This window comes from Weizmannia sp. FSL W8-0401 (assembly GCF_038009125.1).
GTDB classification, from domain to species: Bacteria; Bacillota; Bacilli; order Bacillales; family Bacillaceae_C; genus Weizmannia; species Weizmannia coagulans.
Genome location: NZ_JBBPAG010000001.1, coordinates 1,590,588 through 1,608,901 on the forward strand (window position 1 = coordinate 1,590,588; position 18,314 = coordinate 1,608,901).

Below are 18,314 nucleotides of genomic sequence, written 5' to 3' on the forward strand. Positions count from 1 at the left end.
TACAGATACTGGTTTTTATTTGAGACGATGCAAATATGCAGGATGTGTAATTTTGCCCTTTCTGCACAAGCTAGAATTGATATTCGGTATGAATATCAGCGGTATCCAAATCCTTCCAAGAGGTGATCGTATGAGCTACAAAGACCAGCTGGATCCGCATTCGGGGTTGTTCCATCACAACTGGACGCGGCGGAAACATACAAATTCCCAGGTCAATGGCGAGACGGAAGTCACACAAAACACCATCATCTTGAGGAGCAATGCAAAAGCGCATCGCTGGTGAGGATACTAAAAAGGCCGGGATAATTACCGGCCTTTTTTGGGTGTGGCAATAAACGGAAATTCGCTGAAACGCTTGTTTTTCGTTTAAAATCATGCTATATTGATATAGCGATGAGCTGAATTGCGTAAGCCGGCAAGGCAACCTTTTTGGAATGCACAATGTGGAGTGCAAGCCTTAGCCGCCGTAACACAAGATCGGAAAAAAGCGCCCCGGACCGGGCGCTTTTTTCATGTTTATATGGCCGCCACATAGGTTTCTTCCCGCCATGCTTCATGCATGGACCGGACAATGAAATCGACCGGGCGGGCTCCCGAAATCGCATATTTCCGGTTGATGACCATAAAGGGGGCAAAATCCGCACCCAACAGATCTGCCTCTGCCTGGTCTTTTTTGATATGCTCCAAGTAAACATCCGTTACAATGGCCTGTTCAGCCTTGCCTTTATCCAGCCCGGCCATTTGGGCAGCCTGTAATAAATCTCCTTTGCCTGGTGAGGGCTGCCTGGCATACGTTTCAAACAGGGCCTTGGCAATAAACGACTGCTTCCCGTGTTGTTTTGCAAAGTGCAGCAGTTTATGGCTCCCTTCAATATGTACTTCTTTTTCGGGGTTTTTCATGAAACTGCGAAATTCCAGTTGAATGCTTTCCCTGTGGCCAAATTGTTCCAGTGCCTCGCCAAGCCTAACAAAGGCAAGATAAGAATCCGCCGATGAAAAATCCGACCATAATTCTATTTTCATAACTTTATAGCTCCTTAAGCCTTTCAAAATCCTTTAAATTTTTTTGCCGGTGATCATTAAATCGTGCATGCGCCCGTCAAGCACAGCCACTTCTTTCAAATGCCCCCAGGTTTCAAACCCGAAGGATGCAAATAACTTTAAACTGGCCTTGTTTTCGCTGAAAATAAAGCCGAGCAGTGTTTCCACCCCAAGCTTCGGGCAGGCTTCCAACATTTTCCTGAGCAGGTACTTCCCGGCCCCTTTTCCTCTCCATTTTCCGCTGACATAAATGCTTACCTCGGCTGTAGGCTGGTAAGCAGGCCTTCCGTAAAAATCGCTTAAACTGATCCAGGCAGCAATCTCCCCGTCTGCTTCCAACACCCAAAGTGGCCGGCTTTCCGGCTGATGGGCTTTAAACCACGGCAGCCTTTCTTCTACGGTGACCGGAACCGTGTCAGCCGTTATAATCCCGTTGCCAATGCAGGCATTATAAATGTCCAGGATCTCCTGCAGATCTTCTTCTGTGGCATCTCTGACCAGACCATGCTGTATCATCGCTCATTTTCCCTCGATTGTAAAAATGACCTCCGTTTCCGCAACGGAAGCTTTGTATTATAAACAACATTTTATAATAATTTCCCGCAATTGAACAGCTTTTTATGCCTTACACACCAGGCCATGATGGAAACACCCGGTATTCAGGCGCCCGGCTTCCGGATCCTGTCGGCATTTCCGGTTTTCAAAAGAGCAGCAGGACAGCCGCCGCGGGCACCGTTCAAGCCTTGTCTGCGCCCAAAATATCCATAAAATTTTTCAAAATACCGGCGGTTAATCCCCAAATGACATACTCCCCGTAGTAATAAAAATACTCGTCCATTTGCTGGCTATTCCATTTATATGATTTGCCGCCCTGAATTAAATGGAAAGGAAAATCCTGGTCAGGCTCCACCTTAAATTCGATCCGGTAACATTCCGGCGCTATTTTGGCGAAATGTGAAAGCGGGACCGTAAAGACTTCTTCCACTTCGCCCGGATTCGGATGAAAAGGCGCATCCGGCAAAAAACCTGCAAACGGAAAGATCGCACGCCTTCCGTATGATGAAACGACATAGTCAAGCGGGAACACGTCCCGGATGACAGACGCGTCAATGCCCAATTCCTCGGTTGTTTCCCGAATCGCGGCTTCCATCGGGTTTTTATCCGTCGTCTCAATTCTGCCGCCCGGAAAACAAATTTCCCCCGGCTGTTTTCTTAACTGCCGGGACCGGACTTCAAATAAAACGTGAAGGCCATCGCCTTTTTGAACGAGCGGCAACAGGACCGCAAACTGGGACAAACGGTCCATCCCAAAAACGGACGGTTCCCGCTTTTTTAACTTTTCGATAATGAATGTCTCGTTCAATCGATTCCCCCCTTTTTTATTAGCGTTTCCATGATGTGAAAACAGTTTTCCCTATACCTAATATATACCACAGTTTTCAAGAAAAGGATGCATTTTTCTCCCCTCCTGCTTTCTCTCCCGGAGCAGAAGCCATAACCGCACATAAATCGGGCATAATGATCAAAAAGCATGTTTTCCACAAAAAATACAGGGGAAAATGCATGCAAAAGGTTTACTTTTTCGCAAACATTGAATATAATAGTACCAGATAAAGTTTTCCCTAAGGAAACTTTTTTGTTTCGGGGTTAAAGTTAAAGAAGGGGGAAACATCTAATGAGTGAAAAAACGATGAGCCAAAAAATGCCAGGCTGCACGTCCCATAATACAACGAGCGCACAAGCCGTGCTCCGAGGGGATGTAAAAGGGTTAAAACGGATTTTACCTTTCCTTGGCCCGGCCTTCATTGCAGGCGTTGCTTATATCGATCCCGGCAATTTTGCCACCAATATTACGGCAGGATCGAAATACGGCTATATGCTGCTTTGGGTCATTGCCTTTTCAAACTTAATGGCCGTTTTAATCCAGTCCCTTTCCGCAAAGCTCGGCATTGCAACCGGGAAAAATCTGCCGGAAGTTGCGCATGACCGTTTTTCAAAACCGGTGTCGATATTTTTATGGATCCAAAGCGAGCTTGTCATTATTGCAACAGATTTGGCAGAATTTATCGGCGCGTCTTTGGGCCTGTATTTAATTTTCGGCCTTCCGCTGCTTCCGGCCGCATTGATTACAGCAGCCGGATCGTTTGCCATTCTCGAATTGCAACGCCGCGGCTACCGGTCATTTGAGGCAGTAATTGCCGCCCTTGTGATGATTGTTGTGCTCGCTTTTGCTTTGCAAACGTTTCTGGCAAAACCGGAATGGGTGAAAGTGCTCGGCGGGCTTGTCACGCCAAAATTCGATGGCATCCAAAGCGTTGTCCTGGCTGCCGGCATTCTTGGCGCCACCGTCATGCCCCATGCCATTTATTTGCACTCTTCATTGACGCAAAACAGAATCGTCGGGAAAAATGAGCTGGAAAAAAGAAAAATTTTCAAATTTGAATTGATCGACATCATCATCGCCATGGTGATTGCCGGGGCCATCAATATGAGCATGCTTGTGATTGCGTCCAGTGTATTTTATAAACACGGCCTTGTCGTGGAAGATCTGGATGTCGCGTTTCGCGAGTTTTACACCCATATCGGTCCGGCAGCGGCTATCTCTTTCGGCCTCGGCCTTTTGATTGCAGGGCTTTCCAGCTCCTCTGTTGGCACATTATCCGGTGATGTCGTCATGCAAGGATTTATCAACAAACGGATCAATCTTTATTTGCGCCGTGCGATCACAATGATCCCGCCGCTTCTCATTATCATGCTGGGCACCAACCCGACAAGCGCGCTTGTCATAAGCCAGGTCATTCTCTCATTCGGGATCATCTTTGCCCTTGTCCCGCTGATTCTGTTCACGAGTAACAGACAGATCATGGGTGAACTGGTGAACCACCGGATAACGAGCATCATCTCCTGGATCGTGGCAGGATTCGTCGTATGCCTGAACCTGTTCCTTTTGATTGATACGTTTATATAAAGTGAAACAGCCCTTCCATCAAATGGAAAGGCTGTTTTTTTATTTGCCGCTGCTTCCCGGTTGAGGAAAACAAGGGCATTTACCGTTTGTCCGCCATCGCATCCAGCATCCAGATATCCTTGTCAAACCGGGCCAAAAACCGGGTGAGCAGATTGACGGTGGCGTCGTCCTTTCTTTCTTCCGCCAGCGGAATCCCCGTTTCCAGGATCTCCTTTGCCAGCTGTGCCAAATCCTCCCTTAATTGCTGCAGCAGTTCGCCTTCTTCATTATCCGCGCTCGCTTCAACAAGCGTCTTCCGGTCCAGGAATTTCGACATGGTTGCAAGCGGCCGTCCCCCGATTGCCAAAATCCTTTCGGCAAGCACATCCATTTGTTTTGAAAACGCCTGGTACAAATCTTCAAAATAAGCATGGAGCGTAAAAAAGTTTTTCCCCTGAATATACCAGTGGTAACGGTGCAGTTTGATATAAAGCACTGTAAAATTTGAAAGTTCCTGGTTTAAAAACCGGACCAGTTTTTCTTCATCCAATCCACACTTCCCCCCTTTTTTAGGCCGGCCATTGATGGGTCCCCGTTAGATTATCTCCGTAGGGCTTTTCTTATGCATATTTAACGCCAAATCTCAATTTTTATTTTTTTCACAAGCTTGCGGACCAGTAAAAATATGCCGTAACCGCACAATCCGCCCGTTGTATTCAGCAAAATGTCATCCACATCAAAACCCCCGACATGGAAATATCCTTGAATGATTTCCGCCAAAGCCGATGCCAGGCAAGACAGCAATCCCATTATCCAGGCCTTTCTCAGCCGCCTAAAAAGAATAGGCAGGAAAAACCCGAACGGCATAAACATGAAAATATTCCCAAACAGATTGGAAAACCAGACTTCAAATTGAAAGTAACGGTAATAAAGGATATACATCCGGATCGTTTTAAACGGGATAACATTTTGGCTGGCAGAATTGGGCGCATGGCGGTACGGGATAAAAAACAAAAGTTCCATTAAATAAGCAGCATACACAATGAAAACGAACAAAACGGCCGCATTGATTTTTTTCCGGTTGTTTTTTCCCATATCATCCTCCAGCGGTCCGGGCAAGCCCCCATTATTATCCTATTCGGCGGGTGCGCACGCTATGCGCCGCCTGTACAGCCTGATGCGTGCGCCGTCCCAAAAAAAGCAAAGAAGAGACCTGCTCTGGCAGATCCCTCCTTCACCCGGCCCTTTGCCGCCATTTTACCCGAATTTGCCCGCTGTATCAAAACGCAATATCGCGTTTTTGAAAATACCAAAAGGTCAAGGCCATAAAAACGGCATAATAAACAGCCAGCGTGATTAATGAAAACGGCAAGGTGACGCCATCTGTAAGTTTATCCTGATACGCATAGACGGACAAGTCCAAATGCGGGAAGATCAGGAATTTGAGCCAATGGTACCGGTCCATCAGAAACAGAAAAATCCCGCCCAGTGTGTTTGTGATAAACAGGGCAAAAATGCCGATCCCGACAGCCAGCGCCTGGCTCTTGAACAGGGTCGAAAGCATGAACGCAATCGCGCTTACCATGACAAGGCTCGGCAGATAAAGGGCAAATTTCAGGAAAAACTGCGGACCGATTTCTTTAATTTTATATTGGCTGGAATCCAAAGTATTTTCGACCATTTTCATATGGAAACTGCCGGATCCCTGAAAAATGATGCCGATCAAATAGCCGGCTAAAAGCAGGACAGCAAGCAGTAATACCGCGTAGGCTGTTACAGCAATGTATTTGGACAGCAAAATTTTCCATCTCTCATGCGGGCGGATCATCAGTTGCTTAATCGTTCCGGATGCAAATTCCGATGAGACATTGGCGCTCCCGACGATTACACTGAACAAGGTGACAAATGAACCAAGCGGAATGACCACATTGTTCATGAAATGCCAGTTTGAATGGGCATCCGGATTGATATTGTATTTCAAATAATCTTGCTTTCTTTGGATGGTTGGCGCAAGGTCCGCGTATTGTTCAGGATCCTTTTTCATGAGTGCCTCATCCGCTTTGATTTCTTTCTCGATTTTCGTGCGCCAGTTTGGATCGTCTTTGCCGTAAACCTTATTGTAAAACAGTGCAGCAATCAGCACGAACGCTACAATCAGGAGCATATAGACCCATGCGCTTTTCCGGGCAAATATTTTCATCCATTCATTTCGAATTAAAGCGGTCATTGATTTTCCTCCCCTGCTGTATGATTCGTGAGTTCAAGGAAACGGTCTTCCAGCGTTTTCTTTTCAAAATGAATTTCATAGACGTTGCAGCCGTTTCCTACCAATGTTGCGTTGATAACGGCTGCGTCTTTGTAAGCTGCCGAAACCAAAATGTGCGTATCATCGACAATGGAAACCGGAAAATGGAGCTGTTTTTCTACCGCCTGCTTCGCGCTTTCGCTGTCATCCGTTGCAAACAGGATATCGCGGCGGTCATCCTGTTTCACCGTTGTCGTTTCTGCCATCGTTTCAATATGGATCAGTTTTCCTTTTTCGATAATGGCATACCGGTCGCACATCAATTCCATTTCCGCAAGAAGGTGTGAGGAAACGAGGACAGATACCCCGCTTCCCGCCAGATCCCGCAAATAGCCCCTGAATTCGCGGATGCCTTGCGGGTCAAGGCCGTTTGTCGGCTCATCAAGGATCAATAACGAAGGCCGGTGCAAAATCGCCTGGGCGACCCCGAGCCGCTGCCGCATTCCCAACGAATACGTTTTGACTTTTTGTTTAAGGGCATCTTCCAGTTTGACAAGCTTTGCGACTTCCCATAATCTCTCTTCAGAAATGGGTTTCCTTGACATTCTCTTATAGTGGACGAGATTTTGATAGCCGGTCATATAGGGATAAAACTCCGGATTTTCAACGATCGCGCCGATTTCGTTCAAAGCGCCTTTGTAATCTTCATCAAGGCTTTTGCCGTTAATATAGATTTCTCCGCTTGTGCGTTTCATCAATGAAACAATCATCCGGATAATCGTTGTTTTACCGGCGCCGTTCGGACCGAGAAGGCCGAAAACCTCGCCTTTTTTCACTTCAAAACTGACCTGGTCCACAATTTTGCGCGAGCGGATTTGTTTTGTAATCCCTTTGACCGAGAGCGCAATTTCACTCATAACATCCCTGCTTTCTGCTAGACTAGTCTAATCAATATACGAAACCGGCCTTAAAAAGTTTCAAGAAAGATTCGGTTAAAAAAGCATTTGGTTGTGGTATATACATATTTTAATGAATGGCCCCATAAATATATTCATAGAGACGTTTTGGGAGTAGAGGGATGACAAATGGAAAAACTGAAATGGAAACTGGTTTTATTCATCATCTGCCTGGCCGTGCTTGTAGGGTTGCTCTTTTTTCAGCGCCCGGTAAGCTATCAGCGCGTAAAGATTACTGATAAATTTTATACGCCCAACCGGAAAGAAGTGCCGGTTGCAACCGGTGTGAAAACGAAGCGGAAAATAAAAGTGGCACCAACAACAACGAAACCGTATTGCGCGATCGCCTTTAATAACGGCAAAACGCTGACGGCTGACTGCGATACGTATTTAAATTTTAACATTGGCGACCAAGTGTACATCAAATACCGCGGGAACCGGTTAACCGATATCCGCCGGAAGGGCTGAAAAACATCCCGGTTCTTTTATACGCAAAAGAACCGGGATGTTTTTTAATCTTCCCCAATAATTTTCACTTCTGTCTCGAGGTCCACCCCGAATTTTTCCTTTACCGTTTTTTGGACAAACTTGATCAAATTCATATAATCCGTTGCCGTTCCGCCGCCAACATTCACCATAAATCCTGCATGCTTGGTCGAAACCTCGACGCCGCCGATGCGTTTCCCCTGGAGCCCGCTGTCCTGGATCAGTTTCCCTGCAAAATAGCCGGGCGGCCTTTTAAACACGCTGCCGCACGACGGATATTCAAGCGGCTGCTTGGATTCCCTGAGATAAGTCAGCTCATCCATTTTGGCTTTGATCTCCTGTGCGTCGCCCGGCTTCAGGCTGAACGTCCCTTCAAGCGCAATCTCCCCGTTCTCCGCAATGGAACTTTTCCTGTACTGGAAGGACAAATCGCTTTTTTCAAGCCTTTTCATCTTGCCTGTTTTGGTCAGGACAAGCGCGCTTTTCAGAACGTCTTTGATCTCCCCGCCATACGCCCCCGCATTCATATACAGCGCACCGCCGACAGATCCCGGTATCCCGCAGGCGAACTCAAGCCCTGTCAGATTTTGCTTTAAAGCATAGCGCGATACATCGATAATGGCTGCACCACACTGGGCTGTAATGTCATTGCCTGTATGTGATATTTTCGCTAATTTGGTCAGAATCAGCACAATCCCCCTGATGCCGCCGTCTTTGATGATCAGGTTGGAGCCGTTGCCGAGGATCGTATACGGCACGCCGTTCAGAGAAGCAAAACGGACCGTCTTCTGCACTTCCTCATATGTCTCGGGAAAAATCAAAATATCCGCTTTCCCCCCCGTTTTTGTAAACGTATATTTGCTTAACGGTTCATCTTCCAGAATTTCACGCGGGTAAATGAGTGAACGCAAGTCTTGTAAAATTGTCTTTTCAGCCATGTTCTTCTCCTTCTTTGCTGCTTACATGCCGACTCTTTGTTTCCGGATAGTGGAGGATCATCGCCGCCAAACAAATAAGCGGATACCCGATCAGCAATACAGCCGAAACAAAGCCGTTTTTCGTAACCCATTCATGAATGATTGTATGTAAAATAAACGGGACCGTCATGGCAAAGCATGACATTTTCCATAAATGCTGGTAGGCCAGTTTTCTTTTCCACAGCTTCCTGAGCCCGTATCCGGCGCAAGCGAGCAGGGAAATGCCCGCCAATACGCCGCACAGGACAATGAGCACATAAGCGAACAGAAAATAAAAAACAAATTGGATGGCATTCAGGCCGCTAACGGATCCGCTGGTTAAAAGCGCAGGGATATGCAGACAGGAAACCGCAAGAACAAGCAGAACCATATACAAAACCGCCTTGTCCATCGGAAGCCTGTTCAAGCGGAAAGCAGCCCTTTTTCCCGGCAATAAACAGCTGTATTTGAACGCAGTCCAAATTTCCATCCTGCTATCCCCCTATCCCGAATGCTCCATCCCACATTATAATATAAAAAACAAATTGAAACGAGAACCATTTACGGCAGATTCTTTAATTCCGTTTCAATTGCTGCTTTGATTTTTTCAAGGCAAGCCGCAGGCGTTTTGGCAAAGATCCTTTTTCCGTTCACCATCGCAAACGGGCTGTAGGTGCATAAGCCGCACGCCATTAAGCATTCATTTGAAATCACCGCAACTTCAGGATACCGGGATTCAAGTTCTGCTTCCACATCAATCGTGTTGATCAGGCTGCCTTCACATATTTCGACTAAAATAATGCCCAATCCCGTTTCCTCCTTTTGCTTAAAAACCGCCAAACGGCATCTTTATCCATTATACTGTAAGCTTTAAAAAATCCCAACAGGCGCGCTTTCCCGGAGGTCCCGGTTCATCGGAAATCGTATACACGGACACTTCTTTCCCGGAAAATATAAATATTTTCCGGCCGGGCTGTCTTTTTCTTTATAATAACAGGGGATATTTGGTACAATAATGTAAGACTTCCATTTTGCTTGCAGCCACCTGCGCGCAAAGGAAAGACTTTACAATCTAATCATGTTGAGGTGTCTACATTGGAAAAACAGCAAATCGGCGTCATCGGTTTGGCCGTCATGGGGAAAAACCTTGCGTGGAATATCGAAAGCAAAGGTTACACCGTTTCGGTCTTCAACCGTTCCCGTTCAAAAACCGAGCAAATGTTAAAAGAATCGGAAGGAAAAAATATTTTCGGTTATTTTACAATGGAAGAATTCGTCCATTCGCTTGAAAAACCGCGAAAAATCCTGCTGATGGTCAAAGCGGGCGAAGCAACAGACGCCACGATCGAGCAGTTAAAACCGTTTCTCGACAAAGGCGATATCTTGATTGACGGCGGCAACACCTTCTTTAAAGATACACAGCGCCGCAACAAGGAATTAAGCGCACTCGGCATCCACTTTATCGGCACCGGTGTCTCAGGCGGCGAAGAAGGCGCGCTGAAAGGCCCTTCGATCATGCCTGGCGGGCAAAAAGAAGCATACGACCTTGTTGCACCGATTTTAAAAGACATTGCTGCTAAAGTAAATGGCGAACCGTGCACAACCTATATCGGTCCGGATGGTGCCGGCCATTATGTGAAAATGGTTCATAACGGCATCGAATACGGCGATATGGAGCTCATCTCAGAGTCCTACAATCTGCTCAAAAATATCCTCGGCCTTGGCGCGAATGAACTGCATGAAGTTTTTGCCGACTGGAACAAAGGCGAGCTCGACAGCTATTTAATCGAAATTACCGCTGATATTTTTACAAAAAAAGACCCAGAAACCGGCAAACCGCTTGTCGACGTCATTTTGGACACGGCCGGCCAAAAAGGGACAGGCAAATGGACGAGCCAGAGCGCGCTTGACCTCGGCGTTCCGCTGCCATTGATTACGGAGTCCGTATTCGCCCGCTTTATCTCGGCCATGAAAGAAGAACGGAAAGCGGCAAGCAAATTGCTAAAAGGGCCTGAAAAACCCGCTTTTTCAGGAGACAAAAAAGCGTTCATTGAAGCGGTCAGAAAAGCGTTGTACATGAGCAAGATCTGTTCTTACGCCCAGGGATTTGCGCAAATGCGGGCCGCTTCGGAAGAATATAACTGGGATTTGAATTACGGCGAAATCGCGATGATTTTCCGCGGGGGCTGCATCATCCGGGCGCAATTTTTGCAAAAAATCAAAGATGCGTACGACCGCGACCGCAATCTGAAAAACCTGCTCCTTGACCCGTATTTCAAGGAAATCGTTGAAAGCTACCAGGATGCGCTGCGCGAGGTCATCGCGACAGCTGTCCGCTTCGGCGTGCCTGTGCCGGCTTTGTCCGCAGCGCTTGCCTACTATGATTCATACCGTTCGGAAGTGCTGCCTGCCAATCTCATACAGGCCCAGCGCGACTACTTCGGTGCCCACACGTACCAGCGTGTTGACAAAGAAGGCATCTTCCATACGGAATGGCTTGAATTATAATTCAGGGGAATCCCGCCGCACCTGGCGGGATTTTTTTATTCCCCGTACAATCTCCATACAATTTCGCCCTTGATTACTTTTGCCCCATCCTGATTGGCCGCCACTGCTTCATACGTTTGCTGGGCGCCTTGTGCTTCTTTCAGCGTTGCCGACAGTGTCAAGCGGTCGCCTGGAAAAACCATGCCCGCAAAACGCACGCTGAATTTTTCGATGAACCCTTCGCCAACATACGGTGTGAACAGCTTTCCAAGACTTCCCATTGTCCACATCCCATGGGCGATCATGCCGGGCAGACCGGCTTTTTCTGCTGCTTCATCGATCGTATGGATCGGGTTAAAGTCGCCGGAAGCACCGGCGTACTTGATTAAGTCCAGCCTTGAAACCGGCGGCAGTGTAATGCTTTCCAGTCTGTCCCCGGGTTTTTTCGCGCGGAGGCTCATCCTTTCATCCCCTTCCGGACCGTTTCAGAGAGAATAATCGTTTGCGTCGCGGTCATTACGAGTTCCCCATTCCTGTCTTCCGCCGTGCTTTTGATAAACAGGAAACCCATCTGCCCGAGCTTTCCTTTTCTTTCCTGGTATTTTTCAATTTCCCTATAGCAGCGCAATTCTTCTCCGACATAAAGCGGCCGTTTATATTCGAAACTTTGTTCCCCGTGGATCAGGCCCGCTTTCGGGAGGTCCAGTCCTTCTATTTTTCCGTAGTCAAACGTGACCGGGAATGTCGGCGGGGCGATATTGGCTTTAAGCCCTTTTTCAGCCGCAAAAGCAGGATCTGTAAAAACAGGGTGCGGATCACCGATGGCTTCGGCAAACTTTCTGACAGCGCCCCTTTCGATCGTATTCCGGACCGGGTTTGACCGTTTTCCAATCAGTTCTTCAAACATCCGCCCGCCCCTCCTTTATGCTTTCGGCCCGCCGGCAACATAGAGCACCTGGCCGTTTACGAATGATGATTCTTCCATCGCAAAAAAAAGGACCGCGTTTGCAATATCTTCCGGCTTTCCTGTCCGGCCGGCAGGAATCATCGATTGGTTAAATGCGATAAAGTCGTCGAATTTAACGCCGAGCCGCTCAGCCGTCGCTTTTGTCATGTCGGTTTCAATAAAGCCGGGCGCAACCGCATTGGCGGTAATGCCAAACTTTCCGAGTTCAATGGCCAGCGTTTTTGTAAAGCCCTGAAGGCCCGCTTTTGCCGCCGCATAGTTTGCCTGGCCGCGGTTGCCGAGCGCGGATGTGGAAGAGGTATTAATGATTCTTCCGTATTTGTTTTCGACCATGCTTTGCTGGACGGCCCTTGAAAAGAGGAACGCTCCTTTCAAATGGACATTCATGACGGTATCCCAGTCTTCGTCCGTCATTTTAAACAGCAGATTATCGCGGATCACGCCAGCATTGTTGACAAGAATATCAATCTTTCCATACCTGCCAAGCACAGCTGAAACCGCCGCTTCCACCTGCGTGCGGTTTGCCACATCCACCGGCTGCCCGAATACATCGTAACCGGTTTCTTTGAAAGCCTTTACAGTTTCTTCTAATGCCTTTTCATGAATGTCAACGAGACAGACTTTTGCCCCTTCTTTGGCAAAGGCGGCTGCAACCGCTTTGCCGATCCCTCTGCTTGCACCCGTAACAATCGCAACCCTGTTTTCAAACCTTTTCAAAACCGCTCCCCTCTTATTTTTCTATATTTTTCCGCCTGTTTTAAACATATACACAGTATACAGTTTAAAGCAAACGCTTACTTTTGTAAATATTTGTGCATTTCTTCCAAGCACCTGCCTTTTTTCCGCTGCCGAAAGTTTTGCCCCCTTTTTGACCAATGGTTTTGCCAACACTTTATTTTTTGTATATTATAAGAAGTAGAAATATTCATTTCCTCCCCGAAGCCATTGAAGATACGCGCAAAACGCTTGACAGAATGGGCATGGACGGAGCGATTGTCGGCCATGTCGGCGACGGCAATTATCATGTCATTTTAATGATCGATATGGCAAATGAAAATGAAATCCGGCAGGCCCGGTCGTTAAATGAACATATTGTGTCATTTGCGCTTTCAAAGGGCGGCACCTGCACGGGCGAACACGGCGTCGGGATTGGAAAGGCAAAATATCAGCGTGAAGAACACGGACCCGCTTATGGCACAATGAAGAAAATCAAGGACCTGTTTGACCCAAACCATATTTTAAACCCCGGTAAAATCTTTATATAAGGCTTCTGCCCGCATTTTTTTCACCTTTTGGGGCAAATGTCTATAACCATGCGCCCTGATCTACATACTCTAATGTTGAACACCGAAAAGGAGTGGGTTGAGATGGAACAAACATATGGAAATTATCCGCAATCTCAGGGGTTAGGGCATTTTGGAAGCTTTACAGGGGGAAGCCAGCCTTATTATGATGATGATATGGATATGATGCATTACGGTTCAATGGGGCAAATGGGCCAGATGGGAGCATCAGGCGGTTTGGCAGGGCAATATCCGACGGCTGGGCAAATGTATCCGGGGCAGCATCCCGCAACTTCGATGTATCCGGGCATGTACGGCATGCCGGGGTACGGCCAGCACATGGGGATGCCGATGGGGCCGGGTTACCCAGGCACCGGTTACGGATATGGACAAATGCCGGGTTATCCCGGGTATGCGGGTACGGGAATGGGCATGGCCCCGGGAATGATGCACGGCTATTATCCGGGCATGGCAGGCAGAGATTGTCATTGCTGACCGGGGCATGCCCGCGAGCCAAAACCAAAAGGCTATCCAAATAAATCCGCCGCGATACATGTAAACGGCCGGCCTGCCATTGCTCAGTGCAACGGAAGGCCGGCTGTTTTTAACATTTCTTTTAATTGGCCGAGCGCTTCATCGGTATGTCCGGCGCGGATCGTTTTCACCCTTTCTGTCTCCTCTATTCCGAGCGAATGGTCATATCTTGGATCATAATAATATTCGAGCAGCCATTTTACGGCCTCATGGTACCGTTCCTTCTGTAAATCTTTCTCGATTTCTTTTGCAACCGGCGTGTGAATCCGTTCTTTGATGCTTTGAAAGGCACGGATGCACGCTTCTTTGTTCTCCCACGGCCGGTAATCATCCAAAATATTGCGGACCCGTTCTTCCACCGGCAATTCAATCATAATCTTCATACCGCGCGCTTTGTTTTCCATCAAAAATTCCGGCACCACTACTTTTCCGATTCTTTTGCTTTCCGCTTCCATCAGCACATACGGCGCATTTTTCAATTGTAAAATGCGCTCTGCCAGCAAAGCATCGAACGTTTTCTGGTTATGAGAGCTGAGGCCGATATCCCCGAAAATGCTGCCGCGGTGATTGGCCATGCCTTCCAGGTCAAGGACCGGATAGCCTTCCGAAGCAAGCGCCCGGAGCATATACGTTTTGCCGGTGCCTGTATAGCCGCCCAGCACATACGTAACCGGATGAAAGTCCATATTTTCAAGCAGGCCTGTCACCCATTTCCGGTAGGCGCGGTAGCCCCCCTGGAGCCGGTAGGCATGAATATCCATCAGATCCAAAACGGTTGCCGCTGTTTTGCTCCGCATACCGCCGCGCCAGCAAAATACCGCCTTTTCCCCTTCTATTTCACGGAAAGCCTCGATAAAACCGGGCAACTTTTTCGAAAAAATTTCAAGCCCGCGTTCTTTCGCAGCGCGGTTGCCGGCTTGGGCATAAATTGTCCCCACTTCCGCCCGTTCTTCATCATTAAATAAAGGAATATTCACGCTCCCCGGAATCGTTGCGTTCCGGTATTCGGAAGGGGAACGGACATCCACCCATGTGAGCTGCTTTTTCTCCATCCGTTTTCTTGCTTCTTCAATGGTAATGTCTTGAAACAAATATTTCCCGCCTTTCTAATGGTTCCTGATGGGACTATTGCACTTTGATACGGCCGGGATGTTCCGGGACAACCTCGCCGATCAGGCTGGCTTCCACCCCTGATTTTACAAGTTCTTCAAGCAGCTGTTCCGCTTCATCGCCGGCAACGGAAAGCAAAAGGCCGCCTGATGTGACCGCATCACTTAAAATCCATTTATCTATTTGGTCCATACCTTCAGGGAAGTCGACGACATTTTCAATATGGGCAAAATTATTTTTTGTGCCGCCCGGAACAGCGCCCGCTTCCGCCAGTTCACGCACGCGCGGCAGCACCGGCACTTTGTCTTTGTAAATACGGAGCCCTGCCTTGCTTCCCTGCGCCATTTCGGATGCATGGCCCAAAAGCCCGAACCCGGTCACATCGGTCGAAGCATGGATGGTGTAATCCCGGGAAATTTCAGCCGCTTTCTTATTTAAGGTAGCCATGACATTGGTCACGCGTGTGATTTCTTCTTCTGTTAACAAATCCCGTTTAATGGAAGTGGTCAAAATCCCGACCCCGATCGGTTTCGTCAAAATTAGCTTGTCCCCCGGCTTTGCCCCTGCATTTGTGCGGATATTTGCCGGGTGGATCGTGCCGGTCACCGCCATCCCGAATTTGGGTTCCTGGTCATCAATCGAATGCCCGCCGGCTAAAGTTACCCCCGCTTCTTTGCACTTGTCACCGGCGCCTTTTAATATATCGGCAAGAATGGCTTTGTCGAGGGTATGGATCGGAAAAGCAACGATATTCAGCGCAGTCAGCGGCGTGCCGCCCATTGCATAAATATCGCTGACCGCGTTTGCCGCCGCCACCTGGCCGAATGCATAAGGGTCATCGACAATCGGTGTAAAAAAGTCGACTGTCTGCACGATCGCCAAATCATCCGTCAGCTTGTAAACGCCAGCATCATCGTTCGTATCGAGCCCGACCAGCAAATTCGGATCCTGGACTCTCGGTGGCAGTGTCCGCATCACCTGCTGCAAATCCGCCGGGCCGATTTTGCATCCGCATCCGCCCTTTGTCGTCAGTGAAGTCAATTTTATTTTTTCTGATTGTGCCATATTGCATCAACCTGACCTTTCTTAAAGCATGTCTGATCCTTGTACCATTATAGACCACTTCGCGGCAAATTGCATTTTCTTCCGCTCCGCCCGCTTGCAGAGGGCGCTGAAAACGGGCCTCAGTGGTGAAACCAGGCAGGCCGGGATAAACCCGCAACCCGTTATGGTATAATAAAGGAAACCAATTTTTGAGGTGATCGCATTGAAACTGGCATTTATATCCGATATCCACGGCAATGCGCATGCGCTTGAAGCCGTGCTGGAAGATATTGAACAAAAGCGGGCCGATAAAATTTTTGTCCTTGGTGATCTTTGCTTTCGCGGTCCTGAACCGCAACGGGCATATGAGATGGTGATGGCTTTAAAAACGAAAGTGATTAAAGGGAATGCCGATGAATGGGTGTACAGGGGCGTCAGCATGAACGAAGTACCGGAAAAGGCTTATGAAATGATGAACCGGGAGCGGGACTGGACGGTTTCCCGGATGGAACAAAATGCAGTGGAGTCGCTGCACCAGCTTCCCGAAGAGGTAAAATACGAATACGGCGGCATTAAAATTCACGGATTTCACGCCACCCCGTACAGTTTGTTTGAAAATGTGCCACCGGATAGCGAAAACAGCAAGTTGAAAGAGAAGTTAATGCAGGAAGACGCGGATATTTATTTATATGCGCACATCCACCTGCCGTTTATCCGCACGTTTGATGGCAAAACGTTTGTCAATCTCGGCAGTGTCGGCCTGCCGTTTGACGGGATCGCCAAAGCCTCTTATGCGATGGTGGAAATTGGCGATCACGATTACCAGGTTTCCAATGTCCGCGTTTCCTACGATGTGCGAAAGACGATCGGGCTATTTGAAGCTTCTGATTACCCGAACAAAGACAAGCTGATCGACATTTTAACCCGGGCAAAAAATGATTGAACCCGCCCCCGGTTTTAACCGGGGGTTTTTTTCGGCAGAAGTTTTTGTGAAATTTTTCACGGGAGAGCATAAAAAAGCGCAGCAGCCCCATGCCAAAAAAGAGACAGCCATTGGCATCACTCGCCATTTATTTTTTCACCTTATTATGTTATCATTAACAATTGGTATAAATTTTACTGTCATAGAAATGGAGATGTTGTTGCCGTGGCTGTTGTAAATCATACAGCAAAACCTGAACAGCAATCCGGAAAAAAGGCGGCCTGGCTTGCCGTTTTGTTTCTCGTTATTGCCGGATTAGGCCTTTTTTATGTAAAATGGTGGCCGTACTATGAGAAATCTTTGCTTGCCGCCCATACGCACTCCATCGGTACATCGATTCTCGGGGATCCGGGCAAATCGGCATCATTTTCATGGGATGGCACTTTCCAATATGTGACCGCGTATTTTCAGGCTGTTTGGAAAGCGGCCGTGCTCGGCATTTTGCTCGGTTCGCTCGTGCAGGTGCTCCTGCCTTCTGCGTGGCTACTTAAAGTGCTCGGCAAAACGTCATTTGGAAGTACGGTTATTGCCGGTGCGAGCGCCATTCCCGGCATGATGTGCACATGCTGTGCTGCGCCGATTGCAGTCGGGCTGCGCAAAAAACAAGCGTCCACACCTGCGGCACTCGCCTTTTGGATTGGCAACCCGATGTTGAATCCGGCAACGCTGATTTTCATGGCTTTTGTCTTGTCATGGAAATTTACCCTTCTCCGCATCGTGGCGGGGCTTATCATGACGTTCGGGGTCAGCTGGCTGGCGGGCCGGCTCGTGAAAAATGAACAACCGGTGGACATCCGCCAGTTCGGGCCGGATGCCGGAGAAAACAACGGGTCCTTTTTCCTGAGATGGGGAAAGGCCGCCGGAAATATGATCCTGTATCTTGTTCCGGCTTATTTGCTCTCGGTTGTTGTGTTAAGCGCGGCCCGTTTCTGGCTGTTTCCGGCATTCGGCCAGCATGCCGGAAACAGCATCACGGCGGTGATCCTGCTTGCATTTGCCGGCATGCTGTTTGTCATCCCGACAGCGGCTGAAATTCCGATTGTCCAGACGATGATGGCTTTCGGGCTCGGGACAGGCCCGGCCAGCGCACTGCTTGTGACGCTTCCGGCCGTCAGCCTTCCTTCCTTAATCATGGTTGGCCGGTCGTTTTCAAAACAAATCCTTCTGTTTGTTGCCGCCTCCTGTGTTGTGGTCGGCATTGCGGCAGGGTTATGTGGAATGTTTTTTTAACCAAACGATTGCCCGGAGCATTTGAACAAAACGGCGCGGCCATTTG

General features: G+C 48.2%; 24 protein-coding genes. 9 read left to right on the forward strand and 15 right to left on the reverse strand.

Annotated elements, in window-relative coordinates; all coding sequences use genetic code 11:
• Window positions 1-130 precede the first annotated feature (130 nt).
• On the forward strand, window positions 131-283 hold the full coding sequence (locus tag NSU00_RS07570; RefSeq protein ID WP_017554300.1) for a YpzG family protein: 153 nt from the start codon (window positions 131-133) through the stop codon (window positions 281-283).
• Between the two features lie 233 nt (window positions 284-516).
• Here the strand turns inward: NSU00_RS07570 and NSU00_RS07575 are convergent, their stop codons facing one another.
• The 3 genes from NSU00_RS07575 to NSU00_RS07585 all read right to left on the reverse strand — a co-directional run bounded on the left by NSU00_RS07575 (window position 517) and on the right by NSU00_RS07585 (window position 2,404).
• Complete coding sequence (locus NSU00_RS07575) at window positions 517-1,023, reverse strand: DsbA family oxidoreductase (protein WP_265115297.1); 507 nt, start codon at window positions 1,021-1,023, stop codon at window positions 517-519.
• Window positions 1,024-1,056: 33 nt separating this feature from the next.
• On the reverse strand, window positions 1,057-1,557 hold the full coding sequence (locus NSU00_RS07580; protein ID WP_081110485.1) for a GNAT family N-acetyltransferase: 501 nt from the start codon (window positions 1,555-1,557) through the stop codon (window positions 1,057-1,059).
• A 220-nt stretch (window positions 1,558-1,777) separates the two neighbouring features.
• Window positions 1,778-2,404 (reverse strand): NUDIX hydrolase, encoded by a 627-nt coding sequence (locus NSU00_RS07585; protein WP_061575454.1) that lies wholly within the window; start codon window positions 2,402-2,404, stop codon window positions 1,778-1,780.
• 312 nt (window positions 2,405-2,716) lie between these two features.
• Here NSU00_RS07585 and NSU00_RS07590 point away from each other — a divergent pair, with 312 nt between their 5' ends.
• Window positions 2,717-4,009 carry an Nramp family divalent metal transporter gene (locus NSU00_RS07590; protein WP_340703572.1) on the forward strand — a complete coding sequence of 431 codons (1,293 nt, stop codon included), beginning with the start codon at window positions 2,717-2,719 and terminating at the stop codon, window positions 4,007-4,009.
• A 79-nt stretch (window positions 4,010-4,088) separates the two neighbouring features.
• Here the strand turns inward: NSU00_RS07590 and NSU00_RS07595 are convergent, their stop codons facing one another.
• From NSU00_RS07595 to NSU00_RS07610, 4 genes are all read right to left on the reverse strand, one after another.
• Entirely contained in the window at window positions 4,089-4,538 is a 450-nt protein-coding gene (locus tag NSU00_RS07595; protein ID WP_340702631.1) for a Dps family protein, read from the reverse strand.
• Window positions 4,539-4,618: 80 nt separating this feature from the next.
• Window positions 4,619-5,083 carry a VanZ family protein gene (locus NSU00_RS07600; protein ID WP_013859392.1) on the reverse strand — a complete coding sequence of 155 codons (465 nt, stop codon included), beginning with the start codon at window positions 5,081-5,083 and terminating at the stop codon, window positions 4,619-4,621.
• A 184-nt stretch (window positions 5,084-5,267) separates the two neighbouring features.
• Window positions 5,268-6,215 (reverse strand): ABC transporter permease, encoded by a 948-nt coding sequence (locus NSU00_RS07605; protein WP_315958382.1) that lies wholly within the window; start codon window positions 6,213-6,215, stop codon window positions 5,268-5,270.
• On the reverse strand, window positions 6,212-7,150 hold the full coding sequence (locus tag NSU00_RS07610) for an ABC transporter ATP-binding protein (protein ID WP_328014260.1): 939 nt from the start codon (window positions 7,148-7,150) through the stop codon (window positions 6,212-6,214). The genes NSU00_RS07605 and NSU00_RS07610 overlap by 4 nt, the downstream gene beginning before the upstream one ends.
• 168 nt (window positions 7,151-7,318) lie before the next feature.
• Here NSU00_RS07610 and NSU00_RS07615 point away from each other — a divergent pair, with 168 nt between their 5' ends.
• A complete protein-coding gene (locus tag NSU00_RS07615; RefSeq protein ID WP_013859395.1) occupies window positions 7,319-7,657 on the forward strand; it encodes a hypothetical protein in 339 nt (112 codons plus the stop codon).
• 44 nt (window positions 7,658-7,701) lie between these two features.
• Here NSU00_RS07615 and murB read toward each other — a convergent pair whose 3' ends face one another.
• The 3 genes from murB to NSU00_RS07630 all read right to left on the reverse strand — a co-directional run bounded on the left by murB (window position 7,702) and on the right by NSU00_RS07630 (window position 9,438).
• The gene (murB, locus tag NSU00_RS07620; protein WP_017554294.1) at window positions 7,702-8,613 is read right to left on the reverse strand and encodes a UDP-N-acetylmuramate dehydrogenase; all 912 of its coding nucleotides are present in this window, start codon (window positions 8,611-8,613) and stop codon (window positions 7,702-7,704) included.
• On the reverse strand, window positions 8,606-9,121 hold the full coding sequence (locus tag NSU00_RS07625) for a DUF1189 family protein (protein WP_061566394.1): 516 nt from the start codon (window positions 9,119-9,121) through the stop codon (window positions 8,606-8,608). Before NSU00_RS07625 ends, murB begins: the two co-directional genes overlap by 8 nt.
• Before the next feature lie 71 nt (window positions 9,122-9,192).
• Window positions 9,193-9,438 carry a DUF1450 domain-containing protein gene (locus NSU00_RS07630; protein ID WP_013859398.1) on the reverse strand — a complete coding sequence of 82 codons (246 nt, stop codon included), beginning with the start codon at window positions 9,436-9,438 and terminating at the stop codon, window positions 9,193-9,195.
• A gap of 288 nt (window positions 9,439-9,726) precedes the next feature.
• Between NSU00_RS07630 and gndA the strand changes: the two genes are divergently transcribed.
• The gene (gene gndA / locus NSU00_RS07635) at window positions 9,727-11,139 is read left to right on the forward strand and encodes an NADP-dependent phosphogluconate dehydrogenase (protein ID WP_340702632.1); all 1,413 of its coding nucleotides are present in this window, start codon (window positions 9,727-9,729) and stop codon (window positions 11,137-11,139) included.
• Window positions 11,140-11,174: 35 nt separating this feature from the next.
• On the opposite strand, the gene NSU00_RS07640 is transcribed toward gndA, so the two are convergent.
• From NSU00_RS07640 to fabG, 3 genes are read right to left on the reverse strand one after another with little or no spacing between them, the layout of a single operon-like run.
• Window positions 11,175-11,579, reverse strand: coding sequence for a MaoC/PaaZ C-terminal domain-containing protein (locus tag NSU00_RS07640; RefSeq protein WP_340702633.1), 405 nt, complete (start codon window positions 11,577-11,579; stop codon window positions 11,175-11,177).
• Window positions 11,576-12,025 (reverse strand): MaoC family dehydratase N-terminal domain-containing protein, encoded by a 450-nt coding sequence (locus NSU00_RS07645; protein WP_013859401.1) that lies wholly within the window; start codon window positions 12,023-12,025, stop codon window positions 11,576-11,578. Before NSU00_RS07645 ends, NSU00_RS07640 begins: the two co-directional genes overlap by 4 nt.
• A 15-nt stretch (window positions 12,026-12,040) precedes the next feature.
• Complete coding sequence (gene fabG, locus NSU00_RS07650) at window positions 12,041-12,802, reverse strand: 3-oxoacyl-ACP reductase FabG (RefSeq protein ID WP_340702634.1); 762 nt, start codon at window positions 12,800-12,802, stop codon at window positions 12,041-12,043.
• Window positions 12,803-12,984: 182 nt separating this feature from the next.
• Between fabG and NSU00_RS07655 the strand changes: the two genes are divergently transcribed.
• Window positions 12,985-13,350, forward strand: coding sequence for an FAD-binding oxidoreductase (locus NSU00_RS07655; RefSeq protein ID WP_445684489.1), 366 nt, complete (start codon window positions 12,985-12,987; stop codon window positions 13,348-13,350).
• A gap of 102 nt (window positions 13,351-13,452) precedes the next feature.
• A complete protein-coding gene (locus NSU00_RS07660) occupies window positions 13,453-13,863 on the forward strand; it encodes a hypothetical protein (protein WP_258921549.1) in 411 nt (136 codons plus the stop codon).
• 83 nt (window positions 13,864-13,946) lie between these two features.
• On the opposite strand, the gene mnmH is transcribed toward NSU00_RS07660, so the two are convergent.
• Entirely contained in the window at window positions 13,947-14,993 is a 1,047-nt protein-coding gene (gene mnmH / locus NSU00_RS07665; RefSeq protein WP_340702635.1) for a tRNA 2-selenouridine(34) synthase MnmH, read from the reverse strand.
• A gap of 34 nt (window positions 14,994-15,027) precedes the next feature.
• Window positions 15,028-16,077 (reverse strand): selenide, water dikinase SelD, encoded by a 1,050-nt coding sequence (gene selD / locus NSU00_RS07670; protein ID WP_017550428.1) that lies wholly within the window; start codon window positions 16,075-16,077, stop codon window positions 15,028-15,030.
• A gap of 202 nt (window positions 16,078-16,279) precedes the next feature.
• Here selD and NSU00_RS07675 point away from each other — a divergent pair, with 202 nt between their 5' ends.
• From NSU00_RS07675 to NSU00_RS07685, 3 genes are read left to right on the forward strand one after another with little or no spacing between them, the layout of a single operon-like run.
• Window positions 16,280-16,999, forward strand: a complete 720-nt coding sequence (locus NSU00_RS07675; protein ID WP_061566391.1) for a metallophosphoesterase family protein — start codon at window positions 16,280-16,282, stop codon at window positions 16,997-16,999.
• Window positions 16,992-17,216 (forward strand): hypothetical protein, encoded by a 225-nt coding sequence (locus NSU00_RS07680; RefSeq protein ID WP_340702636.1) that lies wholly within the window; start codon window positions 16,992-16,994, stop codon window positions 17,214-17,216. Before NSU00_RS07675 ends, NSU00_RS07680 begins: the two co-directional genes overlap by 8 nt.
• On the forward strand, window positions 17,204-18,268 hold the full coding sequence (locus tag NSU00_RS07685) for a permease (RefSeq protein WP_017550431.1): 1,065 nt from the start codon (window positions 17,204-17,206) through the stop codon (window positions 18,266-18,268). The genes NSU00_RS07680 and NSU00_RS07685 overlap by 13 nt, the downstream gene beginning before the upstream one ends.
• Window positions 18,269-18,314 lie beyond the last annotated feature (46 nt).

Excerpts from the sequence above, each read along its gene's own strand:
- NSU00_RS07680 (WP_340702636.1), top strand. The coding sequence starts at position 16,992 with ATGATTGAACCCGCCCCCGGTTTTAACCGGGGGTTTTTTTCGGCAGAA.
- NSU00_RS07610 (WP_328014260.1), bottom strand. The coding sequence starts at position 7,150 with ATGAGTGAAATTGCGCTCTCGGTCAAAGGGATTACAAAACAAATCCGC.
- NSU00_RS07660 (WP_258921549.1), top strand. The coding sequence starts at position 13,453 with ATGGAACAAACATATGGAAATTATCCGCAATCTCAGGGGTTAGGGCAT.
- murB (WP_017554294.1), bottom strand. The coding sequence starts at position 8,613 with ATGGCTGAAAAGACAATTTTACAAGACTTGCGTTCACTCATTTACCCG.
- selD (WP_017550428.1), bottom strand. The coding sequence starts at position 16,077 with ATGGCACAATCAGAAAAAATAAAATTGACTTCACTGACGACAAAGGGC.
- NSU00_RS07615 (WP_013859395.1), top strand. The coding sequence starts at position 7,319 with ATGGAAAAACTGAAATGGAAACTGGTTTTATTCATCATCTGCCTGGCC.
- NSU00_RS07580 (WP_081110485.1), bottom strand. The coding sequence starts at position 1,557 with ATGATACAGCATGGTCTGGTCAGAGATGCCACAGAAGAAGATCTGCAG.
- NSU00_RS07570 (WP_017554300.1), top strand. The coding sequence starts at position 131 with ATGAGCTACAAAGACCAGCTGGATCCGCATTCGGGGTTGTTCCATCAC.
- NSU00_RS07645 (WP_013859401.1), bottom strand. The coding sequence starts at position 12,025 with ATGTTTGAAGAACTGATTGGAAAACGGTCAAACCCGGTCCGGAATACG.
- NSU00_RS07575 (WP_265115297.1), bottom strand. The coding sequence starts at position 1,023 with ATGAAAATAGAATTATGGTCGGATTTTTCATCGGCGGATTCTTATCTT.
- NSU00_RS07605 (WP_315958382.1), bottom strand. The coding sequence starts at position 6,215 with ATGACCGCTTTAATTCGAAATGAATGGATGAAAATATTTGCCCGGAAA.
- NSU00_RS07600 (WP_013859392.1), bottom strand. The coding sequence starts at position 5,083 with ATGGGAAAAAACAACCGGAAAAAAATCAATGCGGCCGTTTTGTTCGTT.
- NSU00_RS07590 (WP_340703572.1), top strand. The coding sequence starts at position 2,717 with ATGAGTGAAAAAACGATGAGCCAAAAAATGCCAGGCTGCACGTCCCAT.
- NSU00_RS07640 (WP_340702633.1), bottom strand. The coding sequence starts at position 11,579 with ATGAGCCTCCGCGCGAAAAAACCCGGGGACAGACTGGAAAGCATTACA.
- NSU00_RS07625 (WP_061566394.1), bottom strand. The coding sequence starts at position 9,121 with ATGGAAATTTGGACTGCGTTCAAATACAGCTGTTTATTGCCGGGAAAA.